This window comes from Streptomyces sp. NPDC031466 (genome assembly GCF_055581265.1).
On record NZ_JBVIJT010000015.1, the window covers coordinates 157,101 to 175,083 of the forward strand.

The 17,983-nt window shown below is 71.6% G+C and carries 21 protein-coding genes; 5 read left to right on the top strand and 16 right to left on the bottom strand.

Annotated features, from left to right (window positions below):
* Window positions 1-138 precede the first annotated feature (138 nt).
* Together ACZ5GP_RS31735 and ACZ5GP_RS31740 are read right to left on the bottom strand one after the other, a co-directional pair.
* A complete protein-coding gene (locus tag ACZ5GP_RS31735) occupies window positions 139-342 on the bottom strand; it encodes a hypothetical protein (protein ID WP_030787543.1) in 204 nt (67 codons plus the stop codon).
* Between the two features lie 407 nt (window positions 343-749).
* Window positions 750-1,031, bottom strand: a complete 282-nt coding sequence (locus ACZ5GP_RS31740) for an acylphosphatase (RefSeq protein ID WP_468754139.1) — start codon at window positions 1,029-1,031, stop codon at window positions 750-752.
* A gap of 156 nt (window positions 1,032-1,187) precedes the next feature.
* On the opposite strand from ACZ5GP_RS31740, the gene ACZ5GP_RS31745 reads away from it, so the two are divergent.
* Together ACZ5GP_RS31745 and ACZ5GP_RS31750 are read left to right on the top strand one after the other, a co-directional pair.
* A complete protein-coding gene (locus tag ACZ5GP_RS31745; RefSeq protein WP_468754140.1) occupies window positions 1,188-2,102 on the top strand; it encodes a CAP domain-containing protein in 915 nt (304 codons plus the stop codon).
* A gap of 77 nt (window positions 2,103-2,179) precedes the next feature.
* Window positions 2,180-2,560: a winged helix-turn-helix transcriptional regulator gene (locus ACZ5GP_RS31750; RefSeq protein WP_468754141.1), complete on the top strand. Its 381-nt coding sequence runs from the start codon at window positions 2,180-2,182 to the stop codon at window positions 2,558-2,560.
* Here ACZ5GP_RS31750 and mutM read toward each other — a convergent pair.
* The 9 genes from mutM to ACZ5GP_RS31795 form a co-directional block, all read right to left on the bottom strand.
* The gene (mutM, locus tag ACZ5GP_RS31755) at window positions 2,533-3,393 is read right to left on the bottom strand and encodes a bifunctional DNA-formamidopyrimidine glycosylase/DNA-(apurinic or apyrimidinic site) lyase (protein ID WP_468754142.1); all 861 of its coding nucleotides are present in this window, start codon (window positions 3,391-3,393) and stop codon (window positions 2,533-2,535) included. The two genes, ACZ5GP_RS31750 and mutM, sit on opposite strands and share 28 nt — an antisense overlap.
* Window positions 3,394-3,463: 70 nt before the next feature.
* Window positions 3,464-4,285, bottom strand: coding sequence for a ribonuclease III (gene rnc, locus ACZ5GP_RS31760; protein WP_468754143.1), 822 nt, complete (start codon window positions 4,283-4,285; stop codon window positions 3,464-3,466).
* A gap of 7 nt (window positions 4,286-4,292) precedes the next feature.
* A complete protein-coding gene (gene rpmF, locus ACZ5GP_RS31765) occupies window positions 4,293-4,466 on the bottom strand; it encodes a 50S ribosomal protein L32 (protein ID WP_026165248.1) in 174 nt (57 codons plus the stop codon).
* A 2-nt stretch (window positions 4,467-4,468) separates the two neighbouring features.
* Window positions 4,469-5,152 carry a YceD family protein gene (locus tag ACZ5GP_RS31770; protein ID WP_468754144.1) on the bottom strand — a complete coding sequence of 228 codons (684 nt, stop codon included), beginning with the start codon at window positions 5,150-5,152 and terminating at the stop codon, window positions 4,469-4,471.
* Between the two features lie 129 nt (window positions 5,153-5,281).
* Window positions 5,282-6,364: a cell division initiation protein gene (locus ACZ5GP_RS31775; RefSeq protein ID WP_468754145.1), complete on the bottom strand. Its 1,083-nt coding sequence runs from the start codon at window positions 6,362-6,364 to the stop codon at window positions 5,282-5,284.
* 99 nt (window positions 6,365-6,463) lie between these two features.
* A complete protein-coding gene (gene coaD / locus ACZ5GP_RS31780; RefSeq protein ID WP_468754173.1) occupies window positions 6,464-6,943 on the bottom strand; it encodes a pantetheine-phosphate adenylyltransferase in 480 nt (159 codons plus the stop codon).
* A gap of 26 nt (window positions 6,944-6,969) precedes the next feature.
* The gene (rsmD, locus tag ACZ5GP_RS31785) at window positions 6,970-7,563 is read right to left on the bottom strand and encodes a 16S rRNA (guanine(966)-N(2))-methyltransferase RsmD (RefSeq protein WP_468754146.1); all 594 of its coding nucleotides are present in this window, start codon (window positions 7,561-7,563) and stop codon (window positions 6,970-6,972) included.
* Between the two features lie 53 nt (window positions 7,564-7,616).
* Entirely contained in the window at window positions 7,617-9,863 is a 2,247-nt protein-coding gene (gene recG / locus ACZ5GP_RS31790) for an ATP-dependent DNA helicase RecG (RefSeq protein WP_468754147.1), read from the bottom strand.
* A 61-nt stretch (window positions 9,864-9,924) separates the two neighbouring features.
* On the bottom strand, window positions 9,925-11,610 hold the full coding sequence (locus ACZ5GP_RS31795; RefSeq protein WP_468754148.1) for a DAK2 domain-containing protein: 1,686 nt from the start codon (window positions 11,608-11,610) through the stop codon (window positions 9,925-9,927).
* A gap of 239 nt (window positions 11,611-11,849) precedes the next feature.
* Between ACZ5GP_RS31795 and rpmB the strand changes: the two genes are divergently transcribed.
* Complete coding sequence (gene rpmB / locus ACZ5GP_RS31800; RefSeq protein ID WP_016642993.1) at window positions 11,850-12,035, top strand: 50S ribosomal protein L28; 186 nt, start codon at window positions 11,850-11,852, stop codon at window positions 12,033-12,035.
* 89 nt (window positions 12,036-12,124) lie between these two features.
* Here rpmB and thiD read toward each other — a convergent pair whose 3' ends face one another.
* Complete coding sequence (thiD, locus tag ACZ5GP_RS31805) at window positions 12,125-12,919, bottom strand: bifunctional hydroxymethylpyrimidine kinase/phosphomethylpyrimidine kinase (RefSeq protein ID WP_468754149.1); 795 nt, start codon at window positions 12,917-12,919, stop codon at window positions 12,125-12,127.
* Window positions 12,916-13,884 carry a thiamine-phosphate kinase gene (locus ACZ5GP_RS31810; RefSeq protein WP_358587922.1) on the bottom strand — a complete coding sequence of 323 codons (969 nt, stop codon included), beginning with the start codon at window positions 13,882-13,884 and terminating at the stop codon, window positions 12,916-12,918. Before ACZ5GP_RS31810 ends, thiD begins: the two co-directional genes overlap by 4 nt.
* 209 nt (window positions 13,885-14,093) lie before the next feature.
* On the opposite strand from ACZ5GP_RS31810, the gene ACZ5GP_RS31815 reads away from it, so the two are divergent.
* Window positions 14,094-14,327 carry an Lrp/AsnC family transcriptional regulator gene (locus ACZ5GP_RS31815; RefSeq protein WP_016642988.1) on the top strand — a complete coding sequence of 78 codons (234 nt, stop codon included), beginning with the start codon at window positions 14,094-14,096 and terminating at the stop codon, window positions 14,325-14,327.
* Window positions 14,328-14,347: 20 nt separating this feature from the next.
* Window positions 14,348-14,845, top strand: coding sequence for a DUF3515 domain-containing protein (locus ACZ5GP_RS31820; protein WP_468754150.1), 498 nt, complete (start codon window positions 14,348-14,350; stop codon window positions 14,843-14,845).
* 18 nt (window positions 14,846-14,863) lie between these two features.
* Here the strand turns inward: ACZ5GP_RS31820 and ACZ5GP_RS31825 are convergent, their stop codons facing one another.
* The 3 genes from ACZ5GP_RS31825 to ACZ5GP_RS31835 are packed head-to-tail and all read right to left on the bottom strand — an operon-like array spanning window position 14,864 to window position 17,899.
* The gene (locus ACZ5GP_RS31825; protein WP_468754151.1) at window positions 14,864-16,045 is read right to left on the bottom strand and encodes a D-alanine--D-alanine ligase family protein; all 1,182 of its coding nucleotides are present in this window, start codon (window positions 16,043-16,045) and stop codon (window positions 14,864-14,866) included.
* Between the two features lie 34 nt (window positions 16,046-16,079).
* Entirely contained in the window at window positions 16,080-17,108 is a 1,029-nt protein-coding gene (locus ACZ5GP_RS31830; RefSeq protein ID WP_468754152.1) for an NAD(P)H-dependent glycerol-3-phosphate dehydrogenase, read from the bottom strand.
* Entirely contained in the window at window positions 17,105-17,899 is a 795-nt protein-coding gene (locus ACZ5GP_RS31835) for a lysophospholipid acyltransferase family protein (protein ID WP_468754153.1), read from the bottom strand. Before ACZ5GP_RS31835 ends, ACZ5GP_RS31830 begins: the two co-directional genes overlap by 4 nt.
* Window positions 17,900-17,983: the final 84 nt, after the last annotated feature.

The following is a 17,983-nucleotide window of genomic DNA, read 5'->3' on the forward strand; positions in this document are numbered from 1 at the left end:
TATGCGGGGGAAAAGAAAGAAGGGACGCCGAAGCGTCCCTTGCAGATCTGGAGACAGCAGCTGACAGGGCAGCCTGACCACGTGCTTATCGCGAGGTGCCTTCACGGGAAGGCGCCGATGCTACTGGATCAAGTGCGGTCAGGTGAGCGCAGGCTCCGCCTGGGGTACGTCGATGCTCTCCATGAGCGATTCGTGAGAAGCGGCAGCCGCGAGCGCGTCGTTCTCCTGCTGGATCCGAACGAGCTCGGATTCCAGGTCCTGGACGCGCTGCTGGAGCCGTCGCATCTCGGCGAGGAGTCGCGGGTCGCTGCCGCCGACGTAACCGAGAAGCGCCTTTGCCATGATGGATGGTCCTCCACAATGAGTGACCGACCGAAGCGGTGCGGTGTGGGTCGTGAGGGAATGGCACCCGCGGTGCTTGGCACTCGTTGTTCTGCTGGTCTTGCCGGCCGTTCTCACATGCCAAACAGTTAAGGTGCGCGGGGCTTCCAGAGTCTCACCAAAAAGTTTGACGGTCAACACGATCACACCCCGTATCGGCGGGCGACCCGGGGGCGCGCGGCCTTGGACCAGGCGGCGCTGCTTCTCCTGCGGGGCCCTTGGGGCGTGGAGATCATCGTTATCCGCGGAGCCTGCCACGCCCTGTCGTTCTTGGCAACCACCAGGTCTTTCCTGCCGCGGGCAGTTGCCCGGGACACCCGGACGGGGACCTCGCCCTACCCGTCCGGTGACGTCCGTCCGGGTCAGGGTCAGCGGATGGCGAAGGTCTCGTATATGCCACGCGGTGTGTCCCAGATCTCGGTGACGCCGTCGACCCGGCCGGGTGTGTCGCCCTCGCGGAGCCAGTCGAGCAGTGCCTGGCAGCCGGCGAGGGGGCCTTCGGCGACCACTTGGACGCGGCCGTCCTGAAGATTGAGAGCAAAACCACTCAGGCCGCCGATCTCCAGGGCCTTGGCCCGGGTGAACCAGCGGAAACCCACACCCTGAACGCGTCCCCGCACCCAGGCGGTGAGTCGCACTTCTTCATTCATGGGTGCACGCTAACCGGCCAATTGCCCTTGGAGCACTTCGGCCCCATAAGCCATCGCGTACAGTCGCGACTCGATGAACCTCACCCGTATGGGTGAGTCCCCTTGATCATAAACATTGATCATAAAGATCGTCGCGAAAGAACGAAAGGCCAGGAGATGGGACGCCACCGACGCTCCGGCGCTGTGCGGGCCGCCGCCACCCCCGACAGCCACCCGGCGACGGTGTCGCACCGCCGCAGGGGCGGGGCCGCCGCCCCGCTGCGCACCGGTCTGCTCGGTGTCTCCGCCGCCGTCGCGATGGGCGCCGTCGCGGTCGCCACGGGCGTCCTGCCCGGGACCGACGGTTACCGCCTCGGTGGCGGTGACGGTTCCGGCGAGGTGCGCTCGGCGAGCGCTCCCGCCGACGTCGCCGCCCAGGGTGGCTCGCAGGGCGGCGCCGAGCGCGGTGAGCCGTCGCCGAGCCGGGGCACCGACCGCTCCCGGAGTCCTGAGCCCACGCCCTCGAAGACCGCCCCGAAGCCGTCGCGGACACCGTCCGAGAAGCCCGCGGGGAAGCCCTCGGAGAAGCCGTCGTCCCGGGCGCCGAAGCCCGATGACGCGGGCAAGCCGACGGCGGCACCCTCCCGCAGGCCCGCGGAGCCGCCCGCGCGCAAGCCGCGGGTTCCCGCGCCGAGGGCACCGTCGACCTCCGGGGAGAGCGCCGCCGAGGCCCAGGTGCTCACGCTGGTCAACGAAGAGCGGGCCAAGACCGGCTGCCGTCCGGTGACCGCCGACGGCGGGCTCGCCGCACTGGCCGGCCGCTTCAGCGAGGACATGGCCGAGCGCGGCTTCTTCGACCACACCGACCCGGACGGCGCGACACCGTGGGACCGCGCCGAGAAGGCGGGCATCGCGAACCTGGGCGGCGAGAACATCGCCCGCGGCCAGGCCGACGCCCGCGCGGTGATGGCCGCCTGGATGGCCAGTCCCGGCCACCGCGCCAACATCCTGAACTGCGACTACAAGACCATGGGAGTCGGCGCCCACTTCGCGCCGGGCGGCCCGTGGTGGACGCAGGACTTCGGCTTCTGAGTCCTACGCGGACGCCGTGAGGCACCGACGCAGGGCACTAACCCACGGTCAGCGCTGTGCGGGAGTAAGGTGCCCTCATGGACGCCACGGACCTGCCGTACGACGTGTTCTCCCGGCAGTGCTCCTCCCGGAGCACGCTGGAGCACGTCACCGGACGCTGGGGCGCGCTCACCCTCGGCGCGCTGCACGACGGCACATTCCGCTTCAACGAACTGCGCCGCCGTGTCGACGGGGTGAGCGAGAAGATGCTCTCCCAGACCCTGCACGCCCTGGAGCGCGACGGCCTGGTGCGGCGTGACGCGCAGCCGACCAACCCGCCACGCGTCGACTACGAACTCACCGCGCTGGGGCGGGAGATCGCCGGGCGGCTGGTCGGCCTGATCCAGTTCGTGGAGGACCGCCAGGGCGAGGTCCTCCAGGCGCGGGAGCGCTACGACGCCACGCGCGGCGGCCGCTGACAGCGCGGACAGAAGTAGCTGGACCGGTTCATCCAGGGGCGGCGACGGATCGCGGTGCCGCAGCGGCGGCAGGGCCGGTCCTCGCGGCCGTAGGCGTCCAGCGACCGCTCGAAGTAGCCCGATTCGCCGTTCACGTTGACGTAGAGGCTGTCGAAGCTGGTGCCGCCGACGGCGAGGGCCGCGTTCATCACGTCCCGTACGTGGCCGAGGAGTTCGGCCGTGCGGGGGCGGGTGAAGGTGGCGGTGGGCCGCTCGTAGTGCAGTCGGGCGCGCCACAGCGCCTCGTCCGCGTAGATGTTGCCGACGCCGCTGATCAGCGACTGGTCGAGCAGCGCCCGCTTGATCGTCGTACGGCGGCGGCGCAGCGCGAGGTGGAAGGCGTCGTCGTCGAACGCGGCGTCGAGCGGGTCCCGCGCGATGTGCGCGATGACGTCGGGCAGGCCGTCGGCGGTGTTGTCGTGGAGGGAGAGCCCGCCGAAGGTCCGCTGGTCGACGAAGCGCAGTTCGGTGCTCTGGACGTCGTCGAAGCGCACCCGGATCCGCAGGTGCTTCTCGTCGGCGGCGTCGTGCGGCTGCACCAGGAGCTGGCCGCTCATGCCGAGGTGGGCGAGGACCGACTGCCCGGAGTCGGCGAGCGGCAGCCAGAGGTACTTGCCGCGCCGCCGGGCGGGCCCGACGCGGTGCCCCTTGAGCCGGGCCCCGAAGTCCTCCCCGCCCGCGAGGTGGCGCCGCACGGCGCGCGGGTGCAGTACCTGCACGTCTGCGACGACCCGGCCGCTGACCCAGCGCTCCAGGCCACGCCGGACGACTTCGACTTCGGGCAACTCGGGCATTGGTCTCCTCCAGCACGCACGATGCCGGCCGCCCCATGAGGGGCGACCGGCATCAAAGGATAGGCGGCCGTCAGACCGAGGGGGTGTCGGCGATCCCCTCGGGCCGCGCGGCAGCGACGGCGGCCTCGGCCGCCTTCTTCCGCTCGTCCGCCGCGGCGTGAATCGCACGCCAGGCGGACTCCGCGGCCTGCTGCTCCGCTTCCTTCTTGCTGCGGCCGGTGCCGGTGCCGTACGAGACGCCTCCGACGCGGGCGGCAGCAGTAAAGGTCTTCTCGTGGTCGGGGCCGCTCTCCGTGACGAGGTACTCGGGCACGCCGAGGGCCTCCGTCGCGGTCAGCTCCTGGAGACTGGTCTTCCAGTCCAGGCCCGCGCCCAGGTTCGAGGACTTTTCGATCAGCGGGTCGAAGAGCCGGTGCACCAGCTCGCCCGCCGCGTCCAGACCCTGGTCCAGATAGACCGCGCCGATCACCGCTTCCAGGGTGTCGGCGAGGATGGATGCCTTGTCCCGGCCGCCCGTGCCCTCTTCGCCCCGGCCGAGCCGGATGAAGGAGCCGAGTTCGAGGCCGCGGCTGACCTCCGCCAGCGCACGCGAATTGACCACCGCGGCCCGCAACTTGGCCAGCTGGCCTTCGGGCAGATCGGGGTGGGTGCGGTACAGCGTGTCCGTGACGACGAGGCCGAGCACGGAGTCCCCGAGGAACTCCAGACGCTCGTTCGTCGGCAGGCCGCCGTTCTCGTACGCGTACGAACGGTGGGTCAGCGCACGCACCAGAAGGGCGGACTCGAGCTTGTACCCGAGCCGCCCTTCCAGAAGCGTGTGGGACGAGGCCGTTGTCTCCGCCAATTTCTTGGCGTCTTCCGCCTTCTTGGGGCTAGACACGGTGCCTCTCACCAGCCGCTCAGACCTCGAGGACCTGGCGCTTGTTGTAGGTGCCGCAGCTCGGGCACGCGATGTGCTGCTGCTTGGGCTCCTGGCAACGCTCACACGAAACCAGGGTGGGGACCGCAGCCTTCCACTGCGACCGGCGGTGGCGCGTGTTGCTGCGCGACATCTTCCGCTTCGGAACAGCCACGGCTACTTCTCCTGCTTCTCGTCGACGCCCGCTTCGCCGGCGCCGCTCATCTCGTCCTTCTCGCCGTCCTGGATGGTCCCGGCGAGTCCCTGCAGTGCCGCCCAACGAATGTCGACGGCGTCATGGTGGTGGTCCGGGTCGTCCGCGAGCCGCACTCCGCACTGGGAGCACAGGCCCGGGCAGTCTTCCTGGCACACCGGCTGCATCGGCAGTGCGAGCACCACCGCATCACGCAGCACAGGCTCGAGGTCGAACAAGCCGTCCTCGAGGAAGAGCCTGTCCTCGTCTTCCTCGGCGTCGTCGGCCGGCTCCGCACTGCTGCGGCCCCGGTCGTCGGCGTCAGGGTACGAGAACATCTCCTGGAAGTCCGCGTCGAGCTCCAGCTCTAGCGGCTCCAGACACCTTACGCACTCCCCCTGCGCCGACGCACGGGCGGTGCCTGTGACAAGCACCCCGTCCATGACCGACTCAAGGCGGATCTCCAGCTGGACCGGGGCGCCCTGCGGCACTCCGATGACCCCTTCGATGCCGAGGGTGCCCGGCGGGCCGGGCGCCTCGATCTCACGGGTCAGCCGCTGCAGCGCACCGGGACGCCGACCCAGCTCGTGTGTGTCGAACACGAGAGGGTTGCGGTGGTCAAGGCGAGCACTCAGGGCTTTTCCTGCTTTCGAATCCTGGAAGTTCATGAGGAGGGGCCGCCGCGTCCAGTGCCTCGGAACCGAGGCTTGGGCGGGCAGCCGAAGTCGCGGACGTATGCGCGACCGAAGAGCCAGGATACTTGACCTTTCGCCCACGGCCCAATCCGGGCCGGTGCGCTACTGGCGCCCCTGCTCGTACCGGCGCAGCTCCTCAGCGCTGATCATGGTCGTGTCGAAGAGGCTGGCCTCCTCCAGCGCGGCGGGCACCTCGTACGGGGGCTGCTCGTAGCCCTGCTGCGCGTATCCGTACTGGTGCTGCGGCTCCTCGTGCTGCCGCGGCTCCTGGTACTGCCGGGGGTCCTGGTGCTGGTAGCCATAAGGGTCCTGCTGGCCGTACGGCTGCTGGTAGCCGTACGGGTCCTGGTGCGCGTCCTGGTGCTGGTAGCCGTACGGGTCCGGCTCGGGCTGCTGGGGGGTGTACGGCTGCTGGGGCGGGATCGGTGGGGCCTGGGGCGCCGGGGCCTGCCGGGGGGCCGGGGCGGCGGCCGGGCCCGCGAGGTCCGCGAGGTACTCCGCGTCGGTGGTGTGCCCCTGGGTGGTGTGGATGTCCCCGAGCGCGCTCAGCTCGTCGGCGGGCGCCCGGCCGTGCAGGGTCTGGCGGCCCCGGCCGACCGCCTCCAGGGTCTTGGCGAGGACCGCCTCGAAGGCGGCGAGCTTGGCGTCGACGTACGCGTCGGCGTCGCGGCGCAGGGTCTCGGGGTCGTGGCTGCGCTCGGGGGCGTCCTCGTCCTCGTAGCCGTGCTCGTCCAGGCCGGGGCCGGTGCCGAGGAGTTTCTCGCGGCCGCGGCCCACCGAGCCGAGGGTCTTGGTGAGGACGACCTCGAAGTTGGCGAGCTTGCCGTCCACGTAGTCGTCGGCCTCGGCGCGGACCTCCTCGGCGGCCCGGCGGGCCTCGGCGAGGATGCGGTCGGCCTCGTCCTGGGAGCGGCGGGCGACCTCGGTGTCGGAGATCAGGGAGCCGCGTTCGGCGTGCGCGCTCTCGATGATCCGCTCCGCCTCCTGGCGGGCCTGCTCGACCAGCTGCTCGCGGCCGCCGATGAGCTGCTCGGCCTGCGCGAGGGAGCCGGGCAGGGCCTGGCGCACCTCTTCGAGCATCGAGAGCAGATCGGCGCGGTTGACCACGCACGAGGCCGACATGGGCATGGACCGGGCGCTGCCGATCGCCCGGACGATCTCGTCGATCTTCTTCTGCACGTCCACCGTGTGCTCGCCACTCTCTACAGCTGGTTGGGAGACGGACGGGACGACTGTAAGGCCGACGGGCGCCCGCCCGACACCGGATGACGAGCCGTCAGGGGGTCACTTCTCGCCCAGGCGTTCGACCAGGGCCGCGTGGACCACCGGCGGCAGCAGGTGCGCGACGTCACCGCCCCAGGCCGCGACCTCCTTGACCAGCGAGGAGGAGAGGAAGCTGTAGGTGGGGTTGGTCGGGACGAACAGGGTCTCGACACCCGAGAGGCCGTTGTTCATCTGGGCCATCTGGAGTTCGTAGTCGAAGTCGCTGACCGCGCGCAGGCCCTTGACGATGGCCGGGATGTCGCGCTGCTTGCAGAAGTCGACGAGGAGGCCGTGGAAGGACTCGACCTCGACATTGCCGAAGTCGGCCGTGACCTGGCGGATCAGGTCGATCCGCTCCTCGATCTCGAACAGGCCCTTCTTCGACTGATTGATCATCACCGCCACGTGCACCACGTCGTACAGCTTGGAGGCGCGGGCGATGATGTCGAGGTGTCCATTGGTGATGGGGTCGAAAGACCCCGGACATACGGCGCGGCGCAACGTGAGTCCCTCGCTCTCCGGTCCGGTCATGGCGCGATCACTGAGTCGTCGCACGTAGAGGCGGCGCGACCGTACCAAAACGTCCCTTCGCCGTAGCGACGGGACCTGAGGGACTCGAAACCCTCCGGCCAGCCGAATTCCCCGCCTCTTGTACTGCGTTCAACGGTGACGAGCACGTCCGCCGTGAGCCACCCCTCCGAGCGGAGTGTGAGCAGGATCTCCCGAAGATCGTCATCGGTGACGGCGTACGGCGGGTCGAGGAAGACCAGGTCGTACGGGGTGGAGGGCGCCCCCTGCCGGACGATCTGGGCGGCTTTGCCCGCTCGGACCTCGGCGCCGGGCAGGCCGACCGCCCGCACGTTCTCCCGGATGGTGCGGGCCGCCCGGGCGTCGGCCTCGACGAGCAGGGTGTGCGCGGCGCCCCGGGAGAGCGCCTCCAGGCCCACGGCGCCGGAGCCCGCGTACAGGTCGAGCACGCGCGCTCCGTCGAGCGTGCCCTGGAGGGCCTGCCAGGTGGAGAAGAGGCCCTCGCGCGCACGGTCGGACGTGGGGCGGGTGCCGTTCCCTGGCGGGACGGCGAGGCGGCGTCCGCCGGCCGCACCGGCGATCACGCGGGTCATCTGAGTCCTTCTGGCTGGGCGGTGGTCCCTCCACGATATGGCGTGCGCGGGCGTCACCCCTTGTCGAGGTACTGCTCGCGCTCGGCGTCGAGCAGGGCGTCCAGGGCGGTGCGCAGCTCCGGCAGGTGCTCCAGGTCGGGGTCCTTGGCGACCACCGCGGCCGCTTCCTCGCGGGCGGCGGCGATGACCTCCTCGTCGTCGATGACCGCGAGCATCCGCAGCGAGGAGCGCACCCCGGACTGGGCCTGGCCCAGCACATCGCCCTCGCGCCGCTGCTCCAGGTCGATGCGGGACAGCTCGAAGCCGTCCAGGGTGGCGGCGACGGCGCCGAGGCGGGCGCGGGCGGGGCTCGCCTCGGGCATGTCGGTGACCAGCAGGCACAGGCCGGGGGCCGAGCCGCGGCCGACGCGGCCGCGCAGCTGGTGCAGCTGGGAGACGCCGAAGCGGTCCGCGTCCATGATCACCATGGCGGTGGCGTTCGGGACGTTCACCCCGACCTCGATGACCGTCGTCGCGACCAGGACCTGCGTCTCGCCGGCGGCGAAGCGGCGCATCACGGCGTCCTTGTCGTCGGGCTGCATGCGGCCGTGCAGGACCTCCACCGCCAGCCCCTGGAGGGGGCCGCGCGCGAGCTGCTCGGCGACCTCGAGCACGGCGAGCGGGGGCCGCTTCTCGGCGGTGGCCGCCTCCTGGGCCTTCTCCTCGGCGGACTTCTTCCCCGCGCCCTTCTTGGCCCCCTTCGCGGGGCCGGCGGCTTCGTCGGGGTCGTCACCGATGCGGGGGCACACCACGTACGCCTGGTGGCCCTTCTCCACCTCTTCGCGCACGCGCTCCCACGCGCGGGCGAGGAAGTGCGGCTTCTCCTCGGCGGGCACGACATGGCTGGCGATCGGCGAGCGCCCGGCGGGCAGCTGGTCCAGGACGGATGTCTCCAGGTCCCCGAAGACGGTCATCGCGACCGTGCGGGGAATGGGCGTGGCCGTCATGACCAGCAGGTGCGGGGGCTGCTTGCCCTTGCCGCGCAGGGCGTCGCGCTGCTCCACGCCGAAGCGGTGCTGCTCGTCGACGACGACCAGACCGAGGTCGTGGAACCGCACCTTGTCCTCGATGAGCGCGTGGGTGCCGATGACGATGCCGGCCTCGCCGGTGACCAGGTCGAGCAGGGCCTGGCGGCGGGCGGCGGTGCCCATGGAGCCGGTGAGCAGCGTGACCTTGGTGCCCTGCTCCGCGCCGCCGAGCAGGCCGCCCTCGGCCAGCTCGCCCATCATCTCCACGATGGAGCGGTGGTGCTGCTGGGCGAGGACCTCGGTGGGCGCGAGCATCGCGGCCTGGCCGCCCGCGTCCACGACGGCGAGCATGGCGCGCAGGGCGACCATCGTCTTGCCGGAACCGACCTCGCCCTGGAGGAGGCGGTGCATCGGGTGCTCGGTGGCGAGGTCGTCGAAGATCTCCTTGGAGACCTTCTGCTGGCCCTCGGTGAGCGTGAAGGGCAGCTTGGCGTCGAAGGCGTCGAGCAGGCCGCCCTCCTTGGGCCTGCGGGCGACGGCGGGCAGTTGCCCGTCGGCGTGCCTGCGCCGGGCCAGGGCGACCTGGAGGACGAAGGCCTCGTCCCACTTCAGCCGGTCGCGGGCGGCGGCGATGTCCGCCTTGGAGTGCGGCCGGTGGATCTTCAGGAGCGCCTCGGGCAGCGGGACGAGGGCGCGGCCCTCCCTGAGGGAGGCGGGCAGGGGGTCGAGGGCCTCCGGGGCGCTGGGCAGGACCGTCTCGACGGACTTGGCGATCTTCCAGGACTCCAGCTGCTTGCAGGCGGGGTAGATCGGGATGAGCGCGCCCGCCCAGCTGTCCACCGCGTCCGGGTCGCCGCCGCGCAGCGGTTCGTAGGCGGGGTGGGCGAGCTGGAGGCGGTGGTTGAAGACGGAGACCTTGCCCGCGAACATCGCGCGGGTGCCGGGCAGCAGCTCCGTGTGCGGCTTGTGGACGCCTCGGCCGAAGAAGACCAGGCGCAGCTCGCCGCTGCCGTCCGTGATGGTGACCTCCAGGCGCTGGCCCTGGCCGCGGGGCGCCTTGGCGGACGTGAACGTGTGCAGGCGCGCGCTCGCGACCTGGGCGACCACCGTGACGTGCTCGTCCAGGGGGAGGTCGGCGAGGCGGGTCAGCTCGCCCCGCTCGGCGTACCGCCGGGGGTAGTGGTGCAGGAGGTCGCCGACCGTGTGCAGGTCGAGGTGCTCGGCCATCACCTTCGCGGTGGCGGGGCCGACCACTTTCTTCAGGGGTTCTTCGAGCGCGGGCACGAGATCCATTGCACACCACGGCACTGACAATCCGCCGCAGCTCCCCCCTGCCCGCCGCTCGGCGAGGGGGTCACTCCACGCCGATCAGCATCAGCGCGGACTGCCGGCCGCCGCGGTAGACGACCGTGTCGACGGCCAGGTACGTCTCGCGCACGTGCTTCTCCAACCGCCCGGCGACGGTGTCCGGGACGGATTCGCCGAGCACGAGCGTGACCATCTCGCCGCCCCCCGACAGCATGCGGTCCAGGACGGCGGTGGCGGTGGGGGCGACCTGGGAGCCGATCACCGCGACGTCGCCGTCGATCAGGCCGAGGACGTCGCCGGCCTGGCAGATGCCCGCCATGGTCCAGGACTGCCGTTCGGCGACGGTCAGCTCGCCGTAGCGGGTCGCGCCGGCCGCGGACGTCATGGCGACGACGTCCTCGTCGAAGGGGCGGTCGGGCGCGTGCACGGCGAGGGCCGCGATGCCCTGCACCGCGGAGCGGGTCGGGATCAGGGCGACGCGCACGCCTTCCGTCCTGGCCTGCTGCGCGGCGGCGGCCGCGGTGTGGCGCAGCTCGGCGTCGTTGGGCAGGAGCACGACCTCGTGCGCGTGCGCCCTGCGGATGGCGTCGACCAGCTCGCCGCTCGCGGGCGGCTCCCCCACGCGCGCGGGCACCGTGGTCGCCCCGGCCTCGGCGTAGAGACCGGCGAGGCCCTCTCCGGGGACGACGGCGACGATGGCCCGCTGCGTACGTTCCCGGGGCGGCCGCGGGGTGGTGTGGACGTCGTCCGCCCCGAAGTGGGTGATGCGGATGCGGTGTGGGCGGCCCGCCTCGACGCCCGCCTCCACGGCGGCTCCCGCGTCGTCGACGTGGACGTGGACGTTCCACAGCCCGTCGCCGCCGACCACGACGAGCGAGTCGCCGAGCCGGTCGAGCCGGGCCCGCAGCCGTGCCACCGCGCTGTCGTCGGCCTCCAGGAGGTAGATCACCTCGAACGCGGGGCCGCCCCCCTCGGCCGGACTCTCCTCGCACTCGCCGCTCTCCTCGGCGCTCACGCGCGCGTGAGCGCCGTCGGCCGCCCTGCGCGCGACCGTGCCGCCCGACAGTGCCCCCACGAGCGCCCCGAGCACCGCGACGAGGCCGCGCCCGCCGGCGTCCACCACTCCCGCACGCCCCAGCACGGCGAGCTGGCCCGGGGTCGCGTCCAGGGCCGCGCAGGCGCCCTCGTACGCGGCTTCGGCCACCGTCGCGCAGTCGGCGCCCTCCGCCGCCCCGGCCGCCCGGGCCGCCGCGGTGGCCACCGTGAGGACGGTGCCCTCGACGGGGTGCGCGACGGCTTCGTACGCGGACTCCGCGGCCCGGTGCAGGGCGAGTGCGAGGGTGCGGGCGTCGACGTGATCCGCGTCACCGGTGGCGTCGGCCGAGAAGTGGCCGTCCTCCTGGTCGCCGGCGGGTCCCGCGAGGACCTGGGCCATCCCCCGCAGCAGCTGGGACAAGATCGTCCCCGAGTTGCCGCGGGCCCCGATGAGCGCCCCGTGCGCCATCGCCCGCACCGTTTCCGCCAGCGAGGGAAGCGCCGGTTCGTGCCCCGTGAAGGCCGCGTCGACCGCCTGGGACGCCGATTCCACGGTCAGGTAGAGGTTCGTGCCCGTGTCCCCGTCCGCGACGGGGTAGACGTTGATGGAGTCGATCTCCTCGCGGGCCCTGCCGAGGGCGTCCAGAGCCAGTCGGCACCAGGCGCGCACCGCGACCGCGTCAAGGTTCTGCGGCACCTGTTCGCCTCCTTGACCATCCGGAATGGACGCAGCGTAGACCGAGGGTGAACACGGGGCCCGGGGCGGGGGCCGGGCGAGCCGTGGTAGTTTCGTTGTACCGAAGCAGTCGTTGTATGCTGCTCCGGTTGCCCGATACTCATCGGGACATTCCTCCTGGCAACGCCACTTCGATCATTGCACTGATCTCGGCATGCCGGGATTAACCGTAAGTGCATCTGAAGTCTTTGGAGTGACCCGTGGCTGCCAACTGCGACGTCTGCGGCAAGGGGCCGGGCTTCGGCAACAACATCTCGCACTCGCACCGCCGTACGCCCCGTCGCTGGAACCCGAACATCCAGCGTGTGCGTGCCGTGGTGAGCGGGACGCCGAAGCGCCTCAACGCCTGCACCTCGTGCATCAAGGCCGGCAAGGTCTCGCGCTGACGTCAGCGCGGCACCTAGCTGGTTGCTGAATCAGCCGGCTCCCCTCGGGGAGCCGGCTTTTTCGTGCCCTCACGCGCGTGGGGCGAGGCCTACGCCTGCCGGAACCGCCAGCCGTGATCCACGGGGCCGATCCCGGCGCCGAGCGCGTACCCGGCGGCGATCGCCCCGGTGACGTACTCCTTGGCCGCCGCCACCGCCTCCGGCACGCCCTGTCCCCGCGCCAGGTGCGCCGCGATCGCGGCGGCCAGGGTGCAGCCGGTCCCGTGGGTGTGACGGTTGTCGAGGCGCGGGGCGCGCAGCACGTGCGCCTCGGAGCCGTCGGTGAGCAGGTCCACCGCGTCGCCGCGCAGGTGGCCGCCCTTGATGAGTACCCACTTGGGGCCGTACGCGAGGACGGCGGCGGCCGCGCGGCGCAGGTCGTCCTCCGACGTGACCTCGACGCCGGTGAGCTGGGCGACCTCGTCCAGGTTGGGTGTCGCGACCGTCGCCACCGGCAGCAGCTTCGCGCGGACGCAGTCCAGGGCGGAGGCCGCGAGCAGCGGGTCGCCGTGCTTGGAGACGCCGACCGGGTCGACCACGGCGGGCGCGTCCGTGCCCGCCAGCAAGTCGGCGACGGTCTCGACCAGTTCGGCCGAGGCGAGCATGCCGGTCTTCACGGCCTGTACGCCGATGTCGTCCACGACGCTGCGGTACTGGGCCCGCACCGCGTCCGCCGACAGCTCCCAAGAGCCCTGCACGCCCAGGGAGTTCTGTGCGGTGACGGCCGTGACGACGCTCATGCCGTGGGTGCCGAGGGCGAGCATGGTCTTGAGGTCGGCCTGGATGCCGGCGCCGCCCCCGGAGTCGGACCCGGCGACGGTGAGCACCCGCGGCGGCGCGCTCACTCGGCGTCCCCGTTGTCCCCGAAGTGGTCCCAGCCCTTGCTGGTCCAGGGCGCGCCGTCCACGGTCACCTGGGGCAGCGCCGAGGGGTTGAGGACCTCGCCGATGACCTTCCAGCGGGCGGGCAGCTTCACGTCGGGCGGGAACGTCGCGACGATCGCGTGGTCCTCGCCGCCGTTGAGCACCCACTGGAGCGGGTCGACGCCGACGGCCTGGCCGATGTCGTTCATCTGGGTGGGCACGTCGACGTCACCGGAGCGGATGTCGATGCGTACCTTGCTCGACTCGGCGATGTGGCCGAGGTCGGCGATGAGCCCGTCGCTGACGTCCGTCATGGAGGTCGCGCCGAGTCCGGCCGCGGCGGGGCCCGCGTGGTAGGGCGGCTCGGGCCTGCGGTGGGCCTCCACGAAGGCGCGTGGCGAGCGGAAGCCCCGGGAGAGCACCGCGTGGCCGGCGGCGGACCAGCCCAGCCAGCCGGTGACGGCGACGACGTCGCCGGGCCGGGCGCCCGCCCGCGTGACCGGCTCGTGGTTGCGCAGATCGCCGAGGGCCGTGATGGCGACGGTGATGGTGTCGCCGCGCACGACGTCCCCGCCGACGACGGCCGCGCCCGCGACCTGGCACTCGTCCCTGAGGCCGTCCATCAGCTCGGTGGGCCAGTTGGCGGGAAGGTCGGCCGGCACCACGAGGCCGAGCAGCAGCGCGGTCGGCACCGCGCCCATGGCGGCGATGTCGGCGAGGTTCTGCGCGGCGGCCTTGCGGCCCACGTCGTAGGCGGTGGACCAGTCGCGGCGGAAGTGCCGCCCCTCCAGGAGGATGTCGGTGCTCGCCACGACCCTGCGGTCCGGAGCGGACACGACCGCGGCGTCGTCGCCGGGGCCGAGCCGTACGGCCGGAGTGGAGGTGAGCCGCGAGGTGAGCTCTCTGATGAGCCCGAACTCCCCCAATTCGCCCACGGTTCCCTTCACCGAGTCTCACCATGCCCTTTCGCGCTGCCCGGCCCCCGGTCGCGAGCCGTCACTGTCGTCGGTACGGTCGACGTGACCGTCGAGTCGTGTTGTCCGTCCACCACGATGTGCACGCCGCGGTTCGCCCGGGTCTCCCCGTGACGCGCGGCGACGCGGTACCGTGGCGTCCCTTCTCCCCACATGATCCTCGTCGCCGCCCTGGAGGTTCCGTGGTACAGGCGTACATCCTGATCCAGACAGAGGTCGGCAAGGCGTCGACCGTCGCCGAGCTGATCGGCAAGATCCCGGGAGTGATCCAGGCCGAGGACGTCACCGGTCCCTACGATGTCATCGTGCGAGCCCAGGCGGACACGGTGGACGAGCTCGGCCGCATGGTGGTCGCCAAGGTCCAGCAAGTGGACGGCATCACCCGCACCCTGACCTGCCCGGTCGTGCACTTGTAGCCCCCGTCTACCCTGACCCGGTGAACATCGCTCGTCTCCGGCGCCGCCGCCTTGTCGCCACGTCCGCTCTTGCCCTGTCGCTCACGACGGCGGCCTGCTCGGCCGCGGACGATCGGGCGTCGGTGGTGGTTCCGTCCCCGGGTGCCAAGGCGGCGGGGCTCTGCCGGGACCTGCACGAACAGCTCCCGAAGAAGATCGACGGGCTGGAGCGCACCGACCCCGGGCCGAAGTCGGAGCTGACCGCCGGGTGGGGAGACCCGGCGATCATACTGCGCTGCGGCGTCGAGCGGCCCCCCGAGATGATCGATCCCGCCTACGCCGGGCAGAACGGTGTGCGGGTGAACGGCGTCGCCTGGCTCCTGCAGAAGCGCGAGGACGGGTCGTACACGTTCACCACCGGGGCGCGGCTCGCCTATGTCGAGGTCACGCTGCCCAAGGAGCGGACGGGGGACGGCCTCGGCCCGCTCACGGACTTCGCCGCCCCCATCAAGAGGACCATCCCCAAGGGCATCGCCTGACGCCCTCGGGCCGATGGACTAGCGCAGGCCCGTGGAGCGGTTCAGCGCCGCCTGGATGAGGCGGTCCACCAGCTCCGCGTAGGGGACGCCACTCTTCTCCCACATCTGCGGGTACATCGAGATCGGCGTGAAGCCCGGCATCGTGTTGATCTCGTTGATCACGAACCGGCCGTCCTCGGTGAGGAAGAAGTCGGCGCGCACCAGGCCCTCGCAGGACGCCGCCTCGAACGCCTCGACCGCGAGCCGCTGGATCTCCTCGGTCTCCTCGGGCGTCAGCGGGGCGGGCACGATACCGGGCGTCGAGTCGATGTACTTCGCCTCGAAGTCGTAGTAGTCGTGCGTCTGCACCGGCGGGATCTCGGCCGGGACGCTCGCGCGCGGGCCGTCCTCGAACTCCAGGACGCCGCACTCGATCTCGCGGCCGCGCAGCAGCGCCTCGACGAGGATCTTCGGGTCGTGGCGCTGCGCCTCGGCGATCGCCTCGTCCAGGCCCTCGAAGGAGTCGACCTTGGTGATGCCGATCGAGGAGCCCGCACGCGCGGGCTTGATGAACAACGGCCAGCCGTGCTCGCCGGCGAAGTCCGCGATGCGCTGCCGGGCGCCCGCCTCGTCCTGGCGCCACTCGCGCGGGCGGATCACCAGGTAGGGGCCGACGTTCAGCCCGAAGGAGGTGAACACCCGCTTCATGTAGTCCTTGTCCTGGCCGACGGCCGAGGCGAGGACACCGGAGCCGACGTAGGGCACTCCGGAGAGTTCGAGCAGCCCCTGGAGGGTGCCGTCCTCTCCGTAGGGGCCGTGCAGCATCGGGAAGACGACGTCGACGTCGCCGAGCGCCTTGGGCACGGAGCCGGGCTCGCTGTAGACGACCTCGCGGTTGCCCGGGTCGAGCGGCAGGACGACGCCGCCCTCCAGGGAGTCGGCGATCTCGGCGACGCTCGGCATCCTGCGGTCCGTGATGGCCATCCGCTCCGGCTCGTCCGCCGTCAGGGCCCAACGGCCGTCGGTGGTGATGCCGATGGGCAGGACGTCGTACTTGGTGCGGTCGATGGCGCTCAGGATGGCGCCGGCCGTCACCACGGAGATGCCGTGCTCCGAGCTGCGGCCGCCGAAGACGACGGCCACGCGCGGCTTGCGGAGCTGCTGCCCGGAGCTCGACTCGGGGCTCGCTTCAGGGCTCGGGGGGAGGTTCTCGCTGCTCATATCGCGTTGAGCGTACCCGCTGCCCGGGGAACAGTCAGCGACGCTCGGGGCCCGCGCTGCGCGCCATCAGCTCCTTGAGGGCCACCACCGGGGGCGTGCCGTCGTGCACGATGCCGACGACGGTCTCCGTGATCGGCATGTCGACGCCGTGCCTGCGGGCCAGATCCAGCACGGACTCGCAGGACTTGACGCCCTCGGCGGTCTGCCTGGTGACCGCGATGGTCTCCTCCAGCGTCATGCCCTTGCCGAGGTTGGTGCCGAAGGTGTGGTTGCGCGAGAGCGGCGAGGAGCAGGTGGCCACCAGGTCGCCGAGGCCCGCCAGTCCGGCGAACGTCAGCGGGTCGGCGCCCATCGCCCGTCCGAGCCGGGTGGTCTCCGCGAGGCCGCGGGTGATGAGGGAGCCCTTGGCGTTGTCGCCGAGGCCCATGCCGTCCGCGATGCCGACCGCGAGGCCGATGACGTTCTTCACGGCACCGCCCAGCTCGCAGCCGACCACGTCGGTGTTGGTGTACGGGCGGAAGTACGGCGTGTGGCAGGCCCGCTGCAGGCGTTGGGCGACCGCCTCGTCCTCGCAGGCGACCACGGCGGCGGCGGGCTGCCGGGCGGCGATCTCACGGGCCAGGTTGGGCCCCGTGACGACGGCGACGCGGTCGGCGGGGACCTTGGTGACGTCCCCGATGACCTCGCTCATGCGCATCGCGGAACCCAGCTCCACGCCCTTCATCAGGGAGACGAGGACGGTGTCGGGGGCCAGCAGCGGGGCCCACGCGGCGAGGTTGCCGCGCAGCGTCTGCGAGGGCACGGCGAGCACGGTGAAGTCGGCGCCCTCGGCGGCCTCGGCGGGGTCGGTGGTGGCCCTCAGGTTCTCGGGCAGCTCGACGCCGGGGAGGTAGTCGGGGTTGGTCCGCGTGGAGTTGACCGCCTCGGCGAGTTCGGGGCGCCGTCCCCACAGGGTGACGTCGCACCCCGCGTCGGCGAGCACCATGCCGAAGGCCGTACCCCAGGAGCCCGTTCCGAAGACGGCGGCCTTCACGGCACCTGCCGGGTGCAGGGGGTTCGTCACTTGCTGTCCTCCGAGGTGCTGTCCGTGGTGCTGTCCGCGCTGCCCCGCCGGGCCCTGCGGGCCGCTGCCTTGCGTCGCTGCTCCAGCCGGGCCCGGCGGGGGTCGTAGGGCCGGTCGGGGGCCTTCTCGCCGCGGATCTCCTCCAGGAGTTCGGTGATCGCGGCCATGATGGCCTCGGTCGCCTCGCGGAGCACCTCGGGCGTCGGCTCCTTGTCGAGGAAGCGCGACAGGTCGACGGGGGCCCCGGCCTTCACCTGAAGGGTCTTGCGCGGGAAGAGGGAGGGCTTCTTGCTGTACGGCGGCAGCGCGAGGTTGGCACCCCACTGCGCCACGGGGATCACCGGGCACTTGGTCTCCAGGGCGACCCGCGCGGCACCGGACTTGGCGGTCATCGGCCACATGTCGGGGTCCCGGGTGAGCGTGCCCTCGGGGTAGAACGCGACGCACTCACCGCGCTCGATGGCGTCGACCGCGGCGCGGAAGGCGTCCAGCGCGTTCGTGGTCTCGCGGTAGACCGGGATCTGGCCCGTGCCCTTCATGACCCTGCCGACAAAGCCGTCCCGGAAAAGGCCGTCCTTTGCCAGGAAACGCGGCACCCGTCCCGTGTTGTACTGGTAGTGGGCGTACGACAACGGGTCGATATGCGAGTTGTGATTCACCGCCGTGATGAATCCGCCGTCGGCCGGAATGTGTTCCATTCCACGCCAGTCCCGCTTGAACAGAACCACCAGCGGCGGTTTTGCGATCACCGCCGCAAGGCGGTACCAGAAGCCGATTCTGCGGCGGGACACACGGACACCTTTCCTCCATGAACCTGGGCGGCCGCACAAGTGTCACCCCAGGCTGCCGGTCTGTCGAGAACACCGTACGCCCAC